The following is a 14,178-nucleotide window of genomic DNA, read 5'->3' as shown; positions in this document are numbered from 1 at the left end:
CTCATTTCGACAGGTCAGTCAGGAGGAGATGGATATGAGCGGCACGGAACAGGTTGAAGGTTTTCACGCAGCGGCATTTACGCGCGTCAATAATGAACCGGATACGATCTTCTATGCGCAGCGTCTTCCGGATTCGCTGATGGATATGGGCGCACGCACGGCGGTTGCAGCACTTTATCAGACCTCTCTTCCCGTTGGGGGCACGGTTCTGGATCTGATGGCGGGGTCACTCAGTCATTACCCGGAAGAGGCTAGGTTTCAGGATGCCATCGGACTGGGAGCGTCCAAGGCTGCGCTGGACACAAATCCTGTGCTGACGACACGGATTGTACAGGATCTGAACGCAGATCCCATCCTGCCGTTCGAAGACGACACAATTGACGCCATAACCCTGTGTGACGGGGTGGCATACCTGACGCAGCCGTTGAAAGTCCTGACGGAAGCCCTTCGTGTTCTGAAGGAAGGAGCTCCTCTGATTGTCACATTCTCAGATCAGTTTCATCAGCAGAAAGCTGTTGCAATGTGGCAGGCTCTGGAGCCAGAAGACCGCGCACGTCTTGTCAGTGTTCTTCTTTCGAAGGCTGGTTTTGGGGAACTCGACACAGGTGAGGTCGTTCCTCCGGAAGATCTGACGGCGTGGCGTGACACAGTTCGGGCGGTTGTCGGGCGGAAGCCCAGAGGCTGATTTTGCCTGATTCGCAGGTTCGGATGCGTTACTTCTGGCATTTATGCTCGGAAGTCTTTATGCAGCGGCATCCCAGCCGCCGCTTTTTGCCGTCGGCGTGACGTTTGCCGAGTGTTCATTAAATATGCCTTTCCCCGATACTCATCCTGCCCTTCTGCGCGCCCTGACGGCGCGTGGCTACGAACAGCCCACTCCCGTTCAGGAAGCAGTTCTGCAGCCAGGGCTGGAGGATCGTGATCTTCTGGTTTCCGCCCAGACGGGTTCAGGCAAGACCGTAGCTTTTGGTCTGGCTATTGCGCCGACGCTGCTTGGTGAGGCTGATCGCCTCCCGCCGTCGCCACAGCCGCTGGCTCTGGTTATTGCCCCGACGCGTGAACTGGCCCTTCAGGTCCAGTCCGAACTTGAGTGGCTCTATGCCGAGACCGGCGCTCGTATCGCGAGCTGCATTGGTGGCACGGATGCCCGCCGTGAAGCCCGCGACCTCAGCCGTGGCGCCCACATTGTTGTGGGAACGCCAGGCCGCCTTTGTGATCATCAGTCCCGTGGTTCCCTTGACCTGTCCGGTCTGCGCTGCGTCATTCTCGACGAAGCTGACGAAATGCTGGACATGGGCTTCCGTGACGAGCTTGAGCAGCTTCTGGATGCGTCTCCGTCCGAGCGTCGCACCCTGCTGTTCTCGGCAACGATTGCACGCGAAATCGCGTCTCTTGCCAAGCGCTTCCAGAAAGATGCCAAGCGCATCGATACGGTTTCCGGCGCCAAGCAGCATTCTGACATCACCTACCGCTGCGTCGTAACGGCTCCGCAGGAAATCGAGCGCTCCCTAGTGAACGTTCTGCGTTTCTACGAAAGTCCGACGGCCATGGTGTTCTGCAACACCCGTATGATGGTTGGTCAGGTGCAGGCTGCTCTTCTGGAGCGTGGCTTCGCCTCTGTCGCCATTTCCGGCGAGATGGGTCAGAACGAGCGTAGCCGTGCGATCGAGAGCCTCCGCTCCGGTCAGGCCCGCGTCTGTGTCGCGACTGACGTTGCTGCTCGTGGCATTGACGTACCAGCGCTGAACCTTGTGATTCACGCCAGCATCCCGACGGCTTCTGAAACCCTGCTGCACCGTTCTGGCCGTACCGGCCGTGCGGGCCGCAAGGGCACCAGTGTGCTGATGGTGCCGATGAACCAGCGCCGTCGTGCTGAGCGTCTGCTGGAAATGGCACGCGTGAAGGCCGAATGGGAAGCTGTTCCTACGGCTGACGCGATCGCCGCTCAGGACACGAAGCGCCTGCTGGACGATCCGATCCTCGCCAACGCATCCGAAGAGACGACGGATGAGCTGGTTCTGAAGCTGGCTGAAACCTACGACGCGAAGAAGCTCGCAGCAGCGCTGGTGCAGATGTACCGTGCTCGCCTGCCGAACGTTGAGCAGATCCGTGCGATGTCCGTTGAAGCTCCACAGAGCCGTGGCGATCGTCCGGAACGCGCACCGCGTGAAGAGCGCATCGTGTCGGGCGAATGGTTCAAGATGAGCGTCGGTCGTACAGAGCGCGCTGATCCGAAGTGGCTGATCCCGCTGATCTGCCGTCTTGGTAACGTTCAGAAGCGTGACATCGGCAGCATCCGCATCGAGCAGGATCAGACCTATTTCCAGATCACGGATGAGAGCGTCGAGCGCTTCAAGTCCTGCGTGGCTGGCGCTGAGCCTGACGAAGTGACGATCGAACCGTCTGCTGAGCCTGCCGGTGGCAGCAGCTATGGTTCCCGTGGTCGTAACCCGGGCGAAGGCAAGCGTTTTGGTCGGTCCGGCGGTGGCGCTGGTGGCGGCTTCAAGGGCGGCCCGCGCGGTGGCGGTGCTGGCGGCGGTTACAAGGGCCGCGGCGGTTCCGGTTTCGGTCGTCCGAAGCCGGGCGCTGGTGGCTCATCAGGTGAAGGTGCGAGCCGCAAGCGTCGTTCCTGATTTCTGATCTTACGTCAGAACTGAAAACCCCCGCCGGAGTGATCCGGCGGGGGTTTTTCTTTATTAGGTCCTGGAAGACCCTTCTGCGAGAAGGGCATCACGGGCAGCCCTCAATGTGTCGGAGAGCTTTTCTTCGGGTACTTTGAGGTGAAGTTTTTCCATGGTTTCCAGCAGGGCCTCGGCGACCATCAAGCGGGCTGCCCATTTATGGTCAGCAGGGATGATGTGCCAGGGGGCTTCCGGAGTGGACGTTGCCTGAATGGCAGCCTCGTAAGCTTTGGTGTAATCCGGCCACTTCTCACGCTCGGCTAGATCCGATGGAGAAAATTTCCAGCGCTTCTCCGGTTGGGTGAGGCGTTTGAGAATACGTTTCTTCTGCTCGTCCGCAGAGATATGCAGAAAGAGCTTCAGAATGATGACGTTCTGGTGCGTCAGGTAGCTTTCGAAGTGCCGGATGTCAGCCAGTCTTCGGTCCCAAAAGCCGGGCTCATCCGGGTTGAGCCCGCGTGCTCTGACGATGTCCGGATGAACACGTGCGATCAGAACATCCTCATAGTGGCTGCGATTGAAAACCGCGATTTCGCCTCGGGCTGGCGCCATCAGATGCACACGCCAGAGGTCATCACGCTTTTCCGCGGCACCGGCGGGTGTCTTGAAGGATGTGACGTGAAAGCCCTGTGGGTTCAGACCGGAGAAGGCATGACGGATAGCACCATCCTTTCCTGCCGTGTCCATCCCTTGCAGCACGACCAGAATGCCGTGGGACCCGTGGGCCGCCAGACGTCCCTGCAGAATAGCCATCCGGTCCACGCAGTCCCGAATGCGGGTATGGGCACTTTTCTTGTCGTGCCCAATCCGGTCATCGGTTCTGAAGTCGGTCAGTTTGAACTTCGTGCCGTCCGTAATTGTAAGGCGCGAGGGAATACCGCTTTCAGCCGACATGACGGTTCACCGCAAGGCCACCAGAAGCCTGACAGACAGGCATGATCTCCATTGTGTTGACGTTCACGTGCCACGGCAGGCCCACGAGCCAGGAGACTGTTTCTGCGATGTCCTGCGGGGTCAGGGGCGTGGTGTCTTTGTAGACAGCGGCTGCCTTGTCGTCGTCCTTGAGGCGAACAGAGCTGAATTCGCTTCCGCCACACAGTCCCGGTTCAATATCCGTAACGCGGATGCGCTGGCCCAGAAGATCCGTTCGCAGGTTCTGGCTGAACTGCCGCACGAACGCCTTCGTGGCGCCATAAACATTGCCGCCAGTGTAGGGGTAGAGGCCCGCAGTGCTGCCGAGCATGATGACATACCCGGAGTTGCGCTCAACCATTCCGGGCAGCAGTGCGTGGGTCATTTCCACCAGACCGGAGACGTTGGTGGCGATCATCGTTTCCCAGTTATCGATCTTGGCTTCCTGTGCTGGCTCCATACCGAGCGCCAGGCCCGCGTTGTTGACCAGAACGTCCACAGTTCGCCAGTTTTCCGGCAGGCTGCCTGGCAGTGCGCGGAGTGCGTCGCGGTCCGTCATGTCCAGAGGGAAGGGGAGAAGATTGTCCCCGAGTTCGGCTTTCAGGGCCTCAAGACGTTCTGCCCGTCTTCCTGTGGCGATGACGCGATGGCCATCCTGTACGAGGCGTGTGGCGATGGCGTGTCCGAAGCCGGCAGTGGCACCGGTCACGAGAACGGTAAGGGACATGAAGACCTCCATAAAACTCTCGACATGGGAACGCTTGCAAAGAGGCACGAGATGCACCCATTTGTAGAGAATGAAGAAAACACTCGCCGGACAGAATGACAACCTGACAGGCATGCTCCTGGTTGCGGCGCCGCAACTGGCGGAGACAGTCTTCGCCCAGAGCGTGATCTATCTCTGTGCTCACTCCCCCGAAGACGGGGCGATGGGGCTGATTATCAACCGTCGTCTGGCCCAGCCGGGTTTGGATGATCTTTTTGCGCAGCTCGGAATTGAGCCTAACCCTCCTGAACGCCGGATTGCCGTCTGTATGGGTGGCCCCGTCGATCATTCACATGGGTTTGTTCTGCATTCGACAGACTGGAACGGAGAGGGCAGCCTGGGCGTCAATGATCAGGCGACGTTGACGGCCAGTCTGGATGTACTGCGGGAGCTTGCTGCGGGGCAGGGCCCCAAGCGGGCATTGATGGCTATTGGCCATGCATCCTGGGCACCGGGTCAGCTTGAAGAAGAGATCCTGAGGGATAGTTCATGGCTGGTTGCGCCGGCCAGCGATGAGATTGTCTTTGGCATGGATCATTCAAAAAAATGGGGAAAGGCACTGGCGGCCATCAACATTGATCCGCTGCTGCTCTCCTCCGCTATAGGTGAAGCCTGACCGATTTATTCGGAGCAACGACTTTTGACAGACATGAGGATTTTCAGATCATGAATCAGACAACCCGTATCCTTCACGTTTATGAGCACTGCCCGTTCTGCGTGAAGGCCATGATGATTTTTGGCCTGAAAAACATCCCGTTCGAAAAGCGTATTTTCCTGAATGACGACGAAGCTGGCCCGATCAGTATGGTTGGGAGAAAGGTTGTCCCGATTCTGGAGGAGAACGGTCGATACATGCCGGAGAGCATGGATATCGTCTCCCATATTGATGGAGTTGGCGCGCCGGTTCTGAACGGGCCGGTTCGCAAGGACATTGCAGATTGGCTGCGTGCAAGCAGCAAAGCCACGTATCGCCTCTTCTTACCGCGTGCAGTTTGCGCACCCTTGCCTGAATTCGCGACAACGTCTTCCCGGGCGGGCTTTATTCGCCGCAAGGAAGAGTCTACCGGCCCGTTCTGGGAAATTCTGGCAGATGGCTCAAAGGAAATTGCAGAGCTGAACGCATTGCTGGAAGAGCTCGAGCCTCTGATCCAGTCTCCTGAAGCCGTGAATGGTACACTTTCCACAGATGATATTCATCTGTTTGCCCAGCTTCACAGCATGTCACTCATCAAAGGACTGCGTTACCCGCTCGGGGTTGAGGCTTACCGTCAGACCATGTCTGAAAAATCTGGTGTGAGCCTGCTGGATGGGTTTGCGGCCTGAGGAAAGGCCATTGCAGGACATCTTGAAATCATCTCGCCGGATGGATGGAAATGTCCTGCAACGTCCCGGCTAGGCATCCACTGTCCGTATGGTTACGATTTCGCATCTGATGCAGGAGAAGACGATGCGGAATACGATTGGCGCAGGATTGTTACTGGCCCTGATGAGCGGGAGCGCGCTTGCCGCAGCTCCCCAGCATCATGACGCCGCAACGCAGGCCCTGAACCTTGCTGAGCAGGCCATAGCCCTGCGATCTGTTGCGGGGCCAGCCAACCAGACACCACAGGTCGCAGCCCTTTTCCGGGAGGCTCTGGTTAAGGGAGGTTTTGCGCCTGCGGATGTGACGATCACGCCCTACAAGGATACGGCGTATCTGATTGCCCGTTGGCCTGGCCGTGATTCCTCTCTCAAGCCGCTGGTGATTTCCGGCCATATGGATGTGGTTGAAGCCAAGGCGTCTGACTGGACGCACGATCCTTTCAAACCACAGATTGAAAATGGCTATCTGCTCGGCCGTGGCTCAACGGACATGAAGCTGGATGATACACTGGCTATTTCTGCTCTGCTGGAGCTGAAAAAAGAAGGGTACGTGCCCCGCCGGGATATCATCATCGAGTTCTCGGGAGATGAAGAGACGACGATGGCAACTGGCGCCATCATCGCTGACAAGTTGTCCAATGCCGAACTTGTTCTGAACATGGACGGGGCCAATGGCACGTTGGATGAAAAGACGGGGAAGCCAGATTATTTCACATGGGAAGGTGCGGAAAAAACCTACGCTGATTTCCGTCTGACCGTTACGAACCCCGGTGGTCATTCTTCGGAGCCGAGATCCGTCAATGCCATTGATGAGTTGAGTGCCGATCTTCTGCGGATACAGCAACATCGCTTCAAACCGGAAGTGAATGACCTGAGCCGTAGTTTCTTTGTCAATGCGGCCCGCTGGCAAAAGCCTGATATTGCGGCTGCCATGAAAGCGTTCGCAGCCAATCCAGTCAATGAAAAGGCCATTGCCACGCTATCGGCTGACCCGTCCTTTGTGGGGCGGATTGGCACAACCTGTGTGGTCACGATGATTGAAGGTGGTCATGCGCTTAATGCGCTCCCCCAGCGGGCGACGGCTAATATCAATTGTCGCATCTTTCCGGGGCACTCCCGGGCTTCGATCATGGCTGAGCTGCGCGACGCGGCGCAGGACCCGGGTATGAAGATTGAAGACGCGACAGAAGGGTCTGTTGAAACTGCTGCGTCTCCCATGCGGCCTGATGTGGTGCATGCGATTGATGCCGCCATTCACGCGGCTTATCCGGGTGTGCCGGTCTTTGCAGCCATGTCATCCGGAGCGAGCGACAGCATGTGGTTCCGCTCTCATGGTGTTCCCAGCTATGGCATCAGCCCGATCTTCATCAAGAATTCAGACTCCTTCATGCATGGACTGAATGAACGGACGCCGGTTTCCGCCGTTGGTCCGGCAATGGATGCGCTTCTGGTTTTGATTCCGGAGCTGTCTCACTAAGAGGGAAACTTTGTAGATGCGGAGTGTTGCTGTCTGTTTGGGAGTGGTTCTGGCGGGAGCGACGATGGCTCATGTCGCGATGGGGAGGCCCGCTCCTGAACAAAATCAGCTTTCCGGGCGGTACAGTACGCATTTCCAAAACGGTGACGTGTCGGGTGATACCTATTGGAGCGACAATGTTCTGGAGGTTGTGCCCGTCAGCGCAGAGGCGGCCTATCTGCGAATAGAAACACAGTTCTTCAATGGGCACATGTGTTCCCTGTCAGGCATCGGCCGCATGGAGGGAGAGGCTCTGGTGTATCAGGAACCGCCCTTCATGGCCGGTGAGAAGCCCTGTCGCCTGACGCTTCGCCGGACTGGGAAAGATGTTGTTTTGCAGGATGCTGACAGTGCTTGTCGGGTTGGGCATTGTGGCGCGCGAGGATCGTTTAATGGGCAGACCTTCCCACTCTCCAGCCATCGCGCCATTACCTACATGCCCAGGCTCAAAGCATCGCGGCAATATCAGGCAGCCTTGAAAGCCTGGGCTGCCTCTCCGAACCATTCGGATCATGCGGCCCAGGCAGATCAACCTTAGGGCTTTAAAGCGTCACCCAGGAACTCTGCACGACGCTGGCTTACGCGCGCGCGCAAGAGTGGATCAGGCAGCATATGCGTGCCGGGGAGCAGGAGGAGATCGTAAGGTTTCCCGGCTTTCAGAAGGGCCTGTGTCAGCTTCATGGTATTTTCAAAGTACACGTTGTCGTCTGTCAGGCCGTGCATGACCAGAAGGGGGCGTTTCAGGTCGTCCGCATAGGTTAGGACGTTGCTTTTGCGATATCCTTCCGGGCCGTTCTGCGGGGTGTTCAGGTAGCGTTCGGTATAGGCGGTGTCGTAATCGGCGAAATCGACAGGGGGTGCACCTGCAACGCCGACTTTGAAGACGTCCGGACGGCGGATGGTGGCCATTGCCGTGAAGTAGCCCCCGAAAGACCAGCCATAAACACCCACCCGTGACAGATCGAGTTCAGGGTAGGTTTTGCCCAGCCCCTGCAAGCCATCGATCTGGTCCTGAAGGGGAGCATCGATCAGGTTGCCTTTGATGGTACGCTCAAAGTCATGATCCCGACCTGGAGTGCCGCGTCCATCCAGCGTGACAACGACATAGCCTTGGTTGGCGAGGCACTGGTCTTCCAGAAAGCTCGACGGTGTATCGTGCACAAGCTTTACGCCGGGGCCGCCATAGACGGACAACACGACCGGATAGTGATGGCCCTTCTGGAAATGCTCTGGTCGGATGATCGCGGCATCGAGTTGTCGGTCCCCGGCCGTTGTGAACTGTACGTGGACGGGAAGGTGAGGGGGCTGCGCAATACCCGGGAGGCTGGCCAGGATTTTCCCTTTTGCGTCCCGCAGAAGAGTGCGCCGAGTTCCGTCAGCGGCGGCAAACGCATCGACCAGCAGGCGATGGGTACCATTGGTGAAATGGACATTGTGGATGCCTGGCTCCGTGATGAACGGAGTGATCTTGCCGTCCGCGAGTGAAATCCGGACGATCTCGTTATCAATTCGGTTCGGGCGTACCGTCACGACAACGCTGTTGCTGTCTGCGTCGTAATCATTGAACGCGACGTAAGGGAGGGTATCGGGCGTCAAAACCCGCTTCAGTGACCCGTCTGGGGCGTGATGTTCAAGCTGCCACGTTTTTCCGCGCTCCGAGGCCCAAAGGAAACCCTGTTGACCGTTCAGCACAACGGGCAAGGCATGGCTGCCGCCGGCGTCTCGTGGATCAAGATTGAGCCACGCCTTGTCGCTTTCTGCGAGGAGGAGCGTCGTTTTGCCTGTTGCTGGATCAACGGACAGAACCTGTTCCTGCGTCTGTTCCCGGTTGAGCAGAACAAGGAATAGGCCACCGTTCTTCCGCCAGACCGCACGTGCCATGTAGGGCCATGCTTCATGATCCCAGCCAATCCAGCGAACGTCTTCGCCTTTGATGCTGGTGAGACCAAAACGTGTTCGTGCATTGGGTGTGCCGGCGCGCGGATAACGGAACTCGACCGGAGCCGCCTGGGGCGTCTCTGGATTGGTGATGTAATGTTTTTCGACGTTGCCTGAATCAGCTTCTTCGAACAACACGGTCTGACTGTCCGGAGACCACCAGGCGCCATCCGGGCGCTCCAGTTCTTCTGCTGCGGCAAATTCGGCCAACCCATTGGTGAGCGTTTCTGTGCCTGTAGTGGTCAGACGTGTTTCGGCGCCCGTTACCAGATTGACCGCGTAGAGGTCATTGTCCCTCACCGCGGCAATGGTCTGTCCGTCCGGGGAAAGGCGGGGCGCGATCCAGTTGCCATCAACGGAAGATACCCGGCCGTCATCGGCAGCAATGCGGATGAGGCGTCCACCCTGAGATGCCAGGATCGTGCCGCCATCTTCGCTCATCTGATAGTCGGTGATGCCAGACATGGACTGGCGGGCCCGCTCTCGCCGGGCTTTCTCCTCAACGGACAAGTGCTCTGGACCCGCTTCCGGGGCTGCAAGTTCGTGCAGCGAATGGTCAGGTAGATCGTAGCGGAACAGATGCAGGCGTGTGTCGAACGGGCCAGAACGCAGGAAGAGAACCGAATGTCCATCCGGTGTCACTTCTGATCGTGTGGGCAGACCCAGCGTTCCGTTCCGTGTTTTGGCAAGATCGAGCATGCATGATGCAGGTTCGGAGGCCATGGCCGGTAAGGCGGGAAGCAGGGAAGACAGGAACGCGCAGGACAGCAGGGCTCTGCGGAGACGGAATGACGGCATGGCGGCTCCGGGACAGGAAAGGTTTTGACATCAATCATGGACTGACCTGTCGTTCCTGAACAGAGTGCACGAGCATGAGAAGTCGCCTTGCTCACGATGATGAGAGCGGGGCCGATTTTACCGGGACTGATCCACCGTTGAGGTGTTGTGTGTCATGGTCTGTCTCAGAAGAGGAACCTGATGGATATGCAGTATCGTCAGCTAGGTCGCTCTGGCCTGAAAATTTCCGCACTCAATTTTGGCTCTGTGACGTTCGGAGGGCAGGGCGATTTCGCTTCCACCGGCAATGTTGACGTCTCAGAGGCGACACGCATGGTGGATCTCTGCGTAGAGCATGGCGTCAACATGTTTGATACGGCCGATGGTTATTCGGGTGGAGAAGCCGAAGAAATTCTTGGTCGTGTTCTGAAAGGCAGAAGCCGGGAACTGCTTGTGACGAGCAAAGTCCGGTTTCCGACGGGCAAAGGGCCGAACGAAGAGGGCCTGTCACGGCATCATATTCTGAATGCCTGTGATGACAGCCTGCGTCGTTTAGGGCGAGACCATATTGATCTCTATTATCTGCATGAATGGGATGGTCTGACGCCGGTTGAAGAGACGCTGGAGGCACTTCAGACGCTTCGGGACCAGGGCAAGATCCGCTATGCGGGACTTTCCAATTTTGCTGGCTGGCAGGCCATGAAGCTTCTGTCTGCCGCGGAGCGGGACCGTCTCATTACGCCGGTCTCCGAACAGATCTATTATTCTCTGGAAGCACGGGATGCGGAATATGAGCTTCTGCCACTCGCTGTGGATCAAGGACTGGGCGTTCAGATCTGGAGCCCGCTTGCCTGTGGGCTGCTGACGGGCAAATATCGTCGCGGGAAGACGGCGCCTGCGGATAGCCGCCGTATTTCGGGTTGGCCAGAACCGGAAGTCCGCAATATCGAAAAACTCTACGATACGGTTGAAGTGCTGGTGGAGATTGCAGAGGAACACGATGTCTCGCCTGCACGCGTTGCACTGGCATGGTTGCTGCACAAACCAGGTGTGACGTCCGTAGTGATTGGAGCCCGTAAGGAAACCCAGTTGCTGGATAATCTGGCTGCGGCATCACTGCGTCTGACGAAGGCACAAGTCGCACGGCTTGACGATGTCAGTGCGCCGGATCTGATTTATCCATACTGGCATCAGCAGAGGAATGCGTTTGGCAGGTTGTCAGAGGCCGACATGGTCTTGCACGGGCCAGCGAAACGTCATCGGGATGCCCTTGAAACAAAAAAATGAGTGCCTAAATATTCATCACCGGTCGTCGCCTTCGGGGGCGACCGAGACACCATATGCCGCCGATACGGGGCATGAGAGGATATATTAGAATGGACATTCAAAAATTTACTGAGCGAAGCCAGGGTTTCCTTCAGGCTGCACAGACTATTGCCCTTCGAGACTACCATCAGCAGTTGACGCCGGAGCATTTGCTCAAGGCCCTGCTGGATGATGATCAGGGCGCTGCATCCGGCCTTATTCGGGCTGCGGGTGGTGATCCAAAAGTTGTTCAGACTGCCAATGATGCAGCACTTGCCAAGCTCCCGAAGGTTCAGGGCGGCGGTGCAGGTCAGCCGCAAGCTACGCCTGATTTCGTTAGGCTACTGGATTCCGCTGAAGCCGCTGCAAAAGCCGCAGGTGACAGCCATGTTGCGCAGGATCGTCTGCTCGTGGCCATTGCTGCGAGCGGATCTGCCGCGGGTAAAGCACTGGTTGAAGGAAAGGCCGATGCCTCCGCGCTGGAACGTGCCGTTGCACAGATCCGCAAGGGGCGGACAGTGACCAGCGCATCCGCCGAGAATACGTTTGATGCGCTGAAGAAGTATGCACGTGACGTTACGGCGATTGCACAGGCTGGCAAGCTCGATCCGGTGATTGGCCGTGATGAAGAAATCCGGCGCACCATTCAGGTTCTGGCCCGCCGCAGCAAAAACAATCCGGTTCTGATTGGTGAGCCAGGCGTTGGTAAGACCGCAATCGTTGAAGGTCTGGCGCTGCGTATCGTTAATGGCGATGTGCCAGAAGCGCTCCGAAACAAGAGACTGATGTCGCTCGACATGGGGGCTCTGATTGCAGGTGCGAAGTTCCGTGGTGAGTTTGAAGAGCGTCTGAAGGCAGTTCTCAAAGAAGTTGAGACGGCCGAAGGCGAGGTCATTCTCTTCATTGACGAGATGCACACGCTGGTGGGCGCTGGCCGTTCCGATGGTGCGATGGATGCGTCCAATCTTATCAAACCGGAACTTGCTCGCGGGACGCTGCACTGTATTGGTGCGACGACGCTCGATGAATACCGGAAGTACATCGAGAAAGACGCCGCGCTTGCCCGTCGTTTCCAGCCGGTTTTCGTTGGTGAGCCATCTGTCGCGGATACGATCTCTATTCTGCGTGGCATCAAGGAGAAGTATGAACTTCACCATGGTGTGCGCATCACGGATAACGCCATTGTCTCCGCTGCAACGCTTTCCAACCGTTATATTACGGATCGCTTCCTGCCGGATAAGGCCATTGATCTGATTGACGAGGCTGCCAGCCGTCTGCGGATGCAGATCGACAGCAAGCCGGAAGCTCTGGACGAACTCGATCGCCGCATCATTCAGTTGAAGATCGAGCGTGAAGCCATCCGTAAGGAAGACGACACGGCGTCCAAGGATCGTCTGCAGGCTCTTGAGGCCGAAATGGCTGATCTGGAGGAGCAGTCCGATGCGATGGGTGCCGAGTGGCATGCCGAAAAGGATCGCGTGAATGCTATTCAGAAGCTGAAGGAGCAGCTGGATACAGCACGGTCCGATGTGGATGTGGCGCAGCGTCAGGGAAATCTCGCGAAGGCTTCCGAGCTGATGTACGGCCTGATTCCAAACCTGGAAGCTCAGATTGCGAAAGCGCAGGAAGAGGAAGACGCAGCATCCAAATCTGGCCTGTTTGCAGATAGCGTCACGGATCAGGGCATTGCATCGGTTGTGTCCCGTTGGACGGGTATTCCGGTAGATCGGATGCTCGAAGGCGAGCGCGCCAAGCTCATGCGGATGGAAGATACGCTGCGTGAGCGTGTGGTCGGACAGGAGCAGGCTCTGGTGGCTGTTGCCAATGCTGTGCGTCGTGCCCGAGCAGGACTTCAGGATCCGAACCGCCCGATTGGGTCGTTCCTGTTCCTTGGTCCGACGGGTGTGGGCAAGACCGAGCTGACAAAGGCGCTGGCCCAGTTCCTGTTCGATGACGAGAAGGCTCTGCTGCGGATCGACATGAGTGAATTCATGGAGAAGCATGCAGTGTCGCGTCTGATTGGCGCACCTCCGGGATATGTCGGGTACGACGAAGGTGGTGTTCTGACAGAAGCTGTGCGTCGTCGTCCTTATCAGGTCATCCTGTTTGATGAGGTTGAGAAGGCCCATGAGGACATCTTCAACATCCTTCTTCAGGTGCTCGATGATGGCCGTCTGACGGATGGGCAGGGACGTGTTGTGGACTTCCGCAATACGATCATCGTTCTGACGAGTAACCTTGGTTCAGACGTACTGGCGAATCAGGAAGACGGTGAATCGCCGGAACTGGTGCAGGCGCAGGTCATGCAGGTGGTGCGCAATCACTTCCGGCCGGAATTCCTGAATCGTCTGGATGAGATCATCCTGTTCTCCCGTCTGCAGCGCGCAGATATGGGACGGATTGTCGACATTCAGCTGGGTCGCCTGCGTCAGCTTCTGGAAGATCGCAAGATCACACTGGATCTGGATCAGAAGGGGACCGAGTGGCTGGCCGAAGCAGGATATGATCCAGTCTATGGCGCCCGTCCGCTGAAGAGAGTGATCCAGCGCAGCCTTCAGAACCCTCTTGCAGGACTTCTGCTGGATGGAACCATCCGGGATGGCGACACCATCACCGTCTCTGCAGACGATAAGGGCCTGACGATTAACGGTCGTTCGTCCTCCGCAGACTGATTGTCGCGGAAAACCGGGACTTTCGAAGAAAGCGCCAGATTTTTCTGGCGTTTTTTTTGATTTTTTTAGTTTTGTTTTGTGAATGGAAAGTGTGTGTAAGGGGGGAAAGTGTAGGAAATCTGTGGGTTAGTGTTGTGGATAAGTGTAGTATGATGATTGTTTGACAGTGATGTGTGGTGGCCGTATAAGCCCGTTCACCGACGCGGCGGGGCCTTCTTCGAGGGTCTGGCCGGGGCGGTTGAGATGATG

At 57.3% G+C, this 14,178-nt stretch carries 11 protein-coding genes; 8 read left to right on the top strand and 3 right to left on the bottom strand.

The genetic code is table 11. The features are described from left to right. Positions 1-34: 34 nt before the first annotated feature. Entirely contained in the window at positions 35-685 is a 651-nt protein-coding gene (locus HK24_RS03450) for a class I SAM-dependent methyltransferase (RefSeq protein WP_174694804.1), read from the top strand. A 124-nt stretch (positions 686-809) separates the two neighbouring features. Then, the gene (locus tag HK24_RS03445) at positions 810-2,633 is read left to right on the top strand and encodes a DEAD/DEAH box helicase (protein WP_174694805.1); all 1,824 of its coding nucleotides are present in this window, start codon (positions 810-812) and stop codon (positions 2,631-2,633) included. A 63-nt stretch (positions 2,634-2,696) separates the two neighbouring features. Here HK24_RS03445 and HK24_RS03440 read toward each other — a convergent pair whose 3' ends face one another. Together HK24_RS03440 and HK24_RS03435 are read right to left on the bottom strand one after the other, a co-directional pair. Then, positions 2,697-3,575, bottom strand: a complete 879-nt coding sequence (locus HK24_RS03440) for a PPK2 family polyphosphate kinase (protein ID WP_086633337.1) — start codon at positions 3,573-3,575, stop codon at positions 2,697-2,699. After that, the gene (locus HK24_RS03435; protein ID WP_086633336.1) at positions 3,565-4,320 is read right to left on the bottom strand and encodes an SDR family NAD(P)-dependent oxidoreductase; all 756 of its coding nucleotides are present in this window, start codon (positions 4,318-4,320) and stop codon (positions 3,565-3,567) included. The genes HK24_RS03440 and HK24_RS03435 overlap by 11 nt, the downstream gene beginning before the upstream one ends. Positions 4,321-4,390: 70 nt before the next feature. Here HK24_RS03435 and HK24_RS03430 point away from each other — a divergent pair, with 70 nt between their 5' ends. The 4 genes from HK24_RS03430 (at position 4,391) to HK24_RS03415 (ending at position 7,775) form a co-directional block, all read left to right on the top strand. Next, a complete protein-coding gene (locus HK24_RS03430; RefSeq protein ID WP_086633335.1) occupies positions 4,391-4,975 on the top strand; it encodes a YqgE/AlgH family protein in 585 nt (194 codons plus the stop codon). A gap of 50 nt (positions 4,976-5,025) precedes the next feature. Further along, complete coding sequence (gene grxB, locus HK24_RS03425; RefSeq protein WP_086633334.1) at positions 5,026-5,682, top strand: glutaredoxin 2; 657 nt, start codon at positions 5,026-5,028, stop codon at positions 5,680-5,682. 124 nt (positions 5,683-5,806) lie between these two features. Then, positions 5,807-7,198 (top strand): M20/M25/M40 family metallo-hydrolase, encoded by a 1,392-nt coding sequence (locus tag HK24_RS03420; RefSeq protein WP_086633333.1) that lies wholly within the window; start codon positions 5,807-5,809, stop codon positions 7,196-7,198. A gap of 16 nt (positions 7,199-7,214) precedes the next feature. Then, the gene (locus HK24_RS03415; RefSeq protein ID WP_086633332.1) at positions 7,215-7,775 is read left to right on the top strand and encodes a hypothetical protein; all 561 of its coding nucleotides are present in this window, start codon (positions 7,215-7,217) and stop codon (positions 7,773-7,775) included. Here HK24_RS03415 and HK24_RS03410 read toward each other — a convergent pair. Beyond that, positions 7,772-9,973: a DPP IV N-terminal domain-containing protein gene (locus HK24_RS03410; RefSeq protein WP_086633331.1), complete on the bottom strand. Its 2,202-nt coding sequence runs from the start codon at positions 9,971-9,973 to the stop codon at positions 7,772-7,774. The two genes, HK24_RS03415 and HK24_RS03410, sit on opposite strands and share 4 nt — an antisense overlap. 186 nt (positions 9,974-10,159) lie before the next feature. On the opposite strand from HK24_RS03410, the gene HK24_RS03405 reads away from it, so the two are divergent. Both HK24_RS03405 and clpB read left to right on the top strand, forming a co-directional pair. Beyond that, complete coding sequence (locus HK24_RS03405) at positions 10,160-11,239, top strand: aldo/keto reductase (RefSeq protein ID WP_064274815.1); 1,080 nt, start codon at positions 10,160-10,162, stop codon at positions 11,237-11,239. A gap of 89 nt (positions 11,240-11,328) precedes the next feature. Continuing rightward, complete coding sequence (gene clpB / locus HK24_RS03400) at positions 11,329-13,929, top strand: ATP-dependent chaperone ClpB (protein WP_086633330.1); 2,601 nt, start codon at positions 11,329-11,331, stop codon at positions 13,927-13,929. The last annotated feature ends 249 nt before the right edge of the window (positions 13,930-14,178 follow it).

The sequence above is a fragment of the Gluconobacter sp. DsW_058 genome, assembly GCF_002153615.1.
GTDB lineage: Bacteria > Pseudomonadota > Alphaproteobacteria > Acetobacterales > Acetobacteraceae > Gluconobacter > Gluconobacter cerinus.
Note: the sequence above shows the minus strand (reverse complement) of the source record. Positions and strands in the feature narration are given on the sequence as shown.

Excerpts from the sequence above, each read along its gene's own strand:
- HK24_RS03450 (WP_174694804.1), top strand. The coding sequence starts at position 35 with ATGAGCGGCACGGAACAGGTTGAAGGTTTTCACGCAGCGGCATTTACG.
- HK24_RS03445 (WP_174694805.1), top strand. The coding sequence starts at position 810 with ATGCCTTTCCCCGATACTCATCCTGCCCTTCTGCGCGCCCTGACGGCG.
- HK24_RS03440 (WP_086633337.1), bottom strand. The coding sequence starts at position 3,575 with ATGTCGGCTGAAAGCGGTATTCCCTCGCGCCTTACAATTACGGACGGC.
- HK24_RS03435 (WP_086633336.1), bottom strand. The coding sequence starts at position 4,320 with ATGTCCCTTACCGTTCTCGTGACCGGTGCCACTGCCGGCTTCGGACAC.
- HK24_RS03430 (WP_086633335.1), top strand. The coding sequence starts at position 4,391 with ATGAAGAAAACACTCGCCGGACAGAATGACAACCTGACAGGCATGCTC.
- grxB (WP_086633334.1), top strand. The coding sequence starts at position 5,026 with ATGAATCAGACAACCCGTATCCTTCACGTTTATGAGCACTGCCCGTTC.
- HK24_RS03420 (WP_086633333.1), top strand. The coding sequence starts at position 5,807 with ATGCGGAATACGATTGGCGCAGGATTGTTACTGGCCCTGATGAGCGGG.
- HK24_RS03415 (WP_086633332.1), top strand. The coding sequence starts at position 7,215 with ATGCGGAGTGTTGCTGTCTGTTTGGGAGTGGTTCTGGCGGGAGCGACG.
- HK24_RS03410 (WP_086633331.1), bottom strand. The coding sequence starts at position 9,973 with ATGCCGTCATTCCGTCTCCGCAGAGCCCTGCTGTCCTGCGCGTTCCTG.
- HK24_RS03405 (WP_064274815.1), top strand. The coding sequence starts at position 10,160 with ATGCAGTATCGTCAGCTAGGTCGCTCTGGCCTGAAAATTTCCGCACTC.
- clpB (WP_086633330.1), top strand. The coding sequence starts at position 11,329 with ATGGACATTCAAAAATTTACTGAGCGAAGCCAGGGTTTCCTTCAGGCT.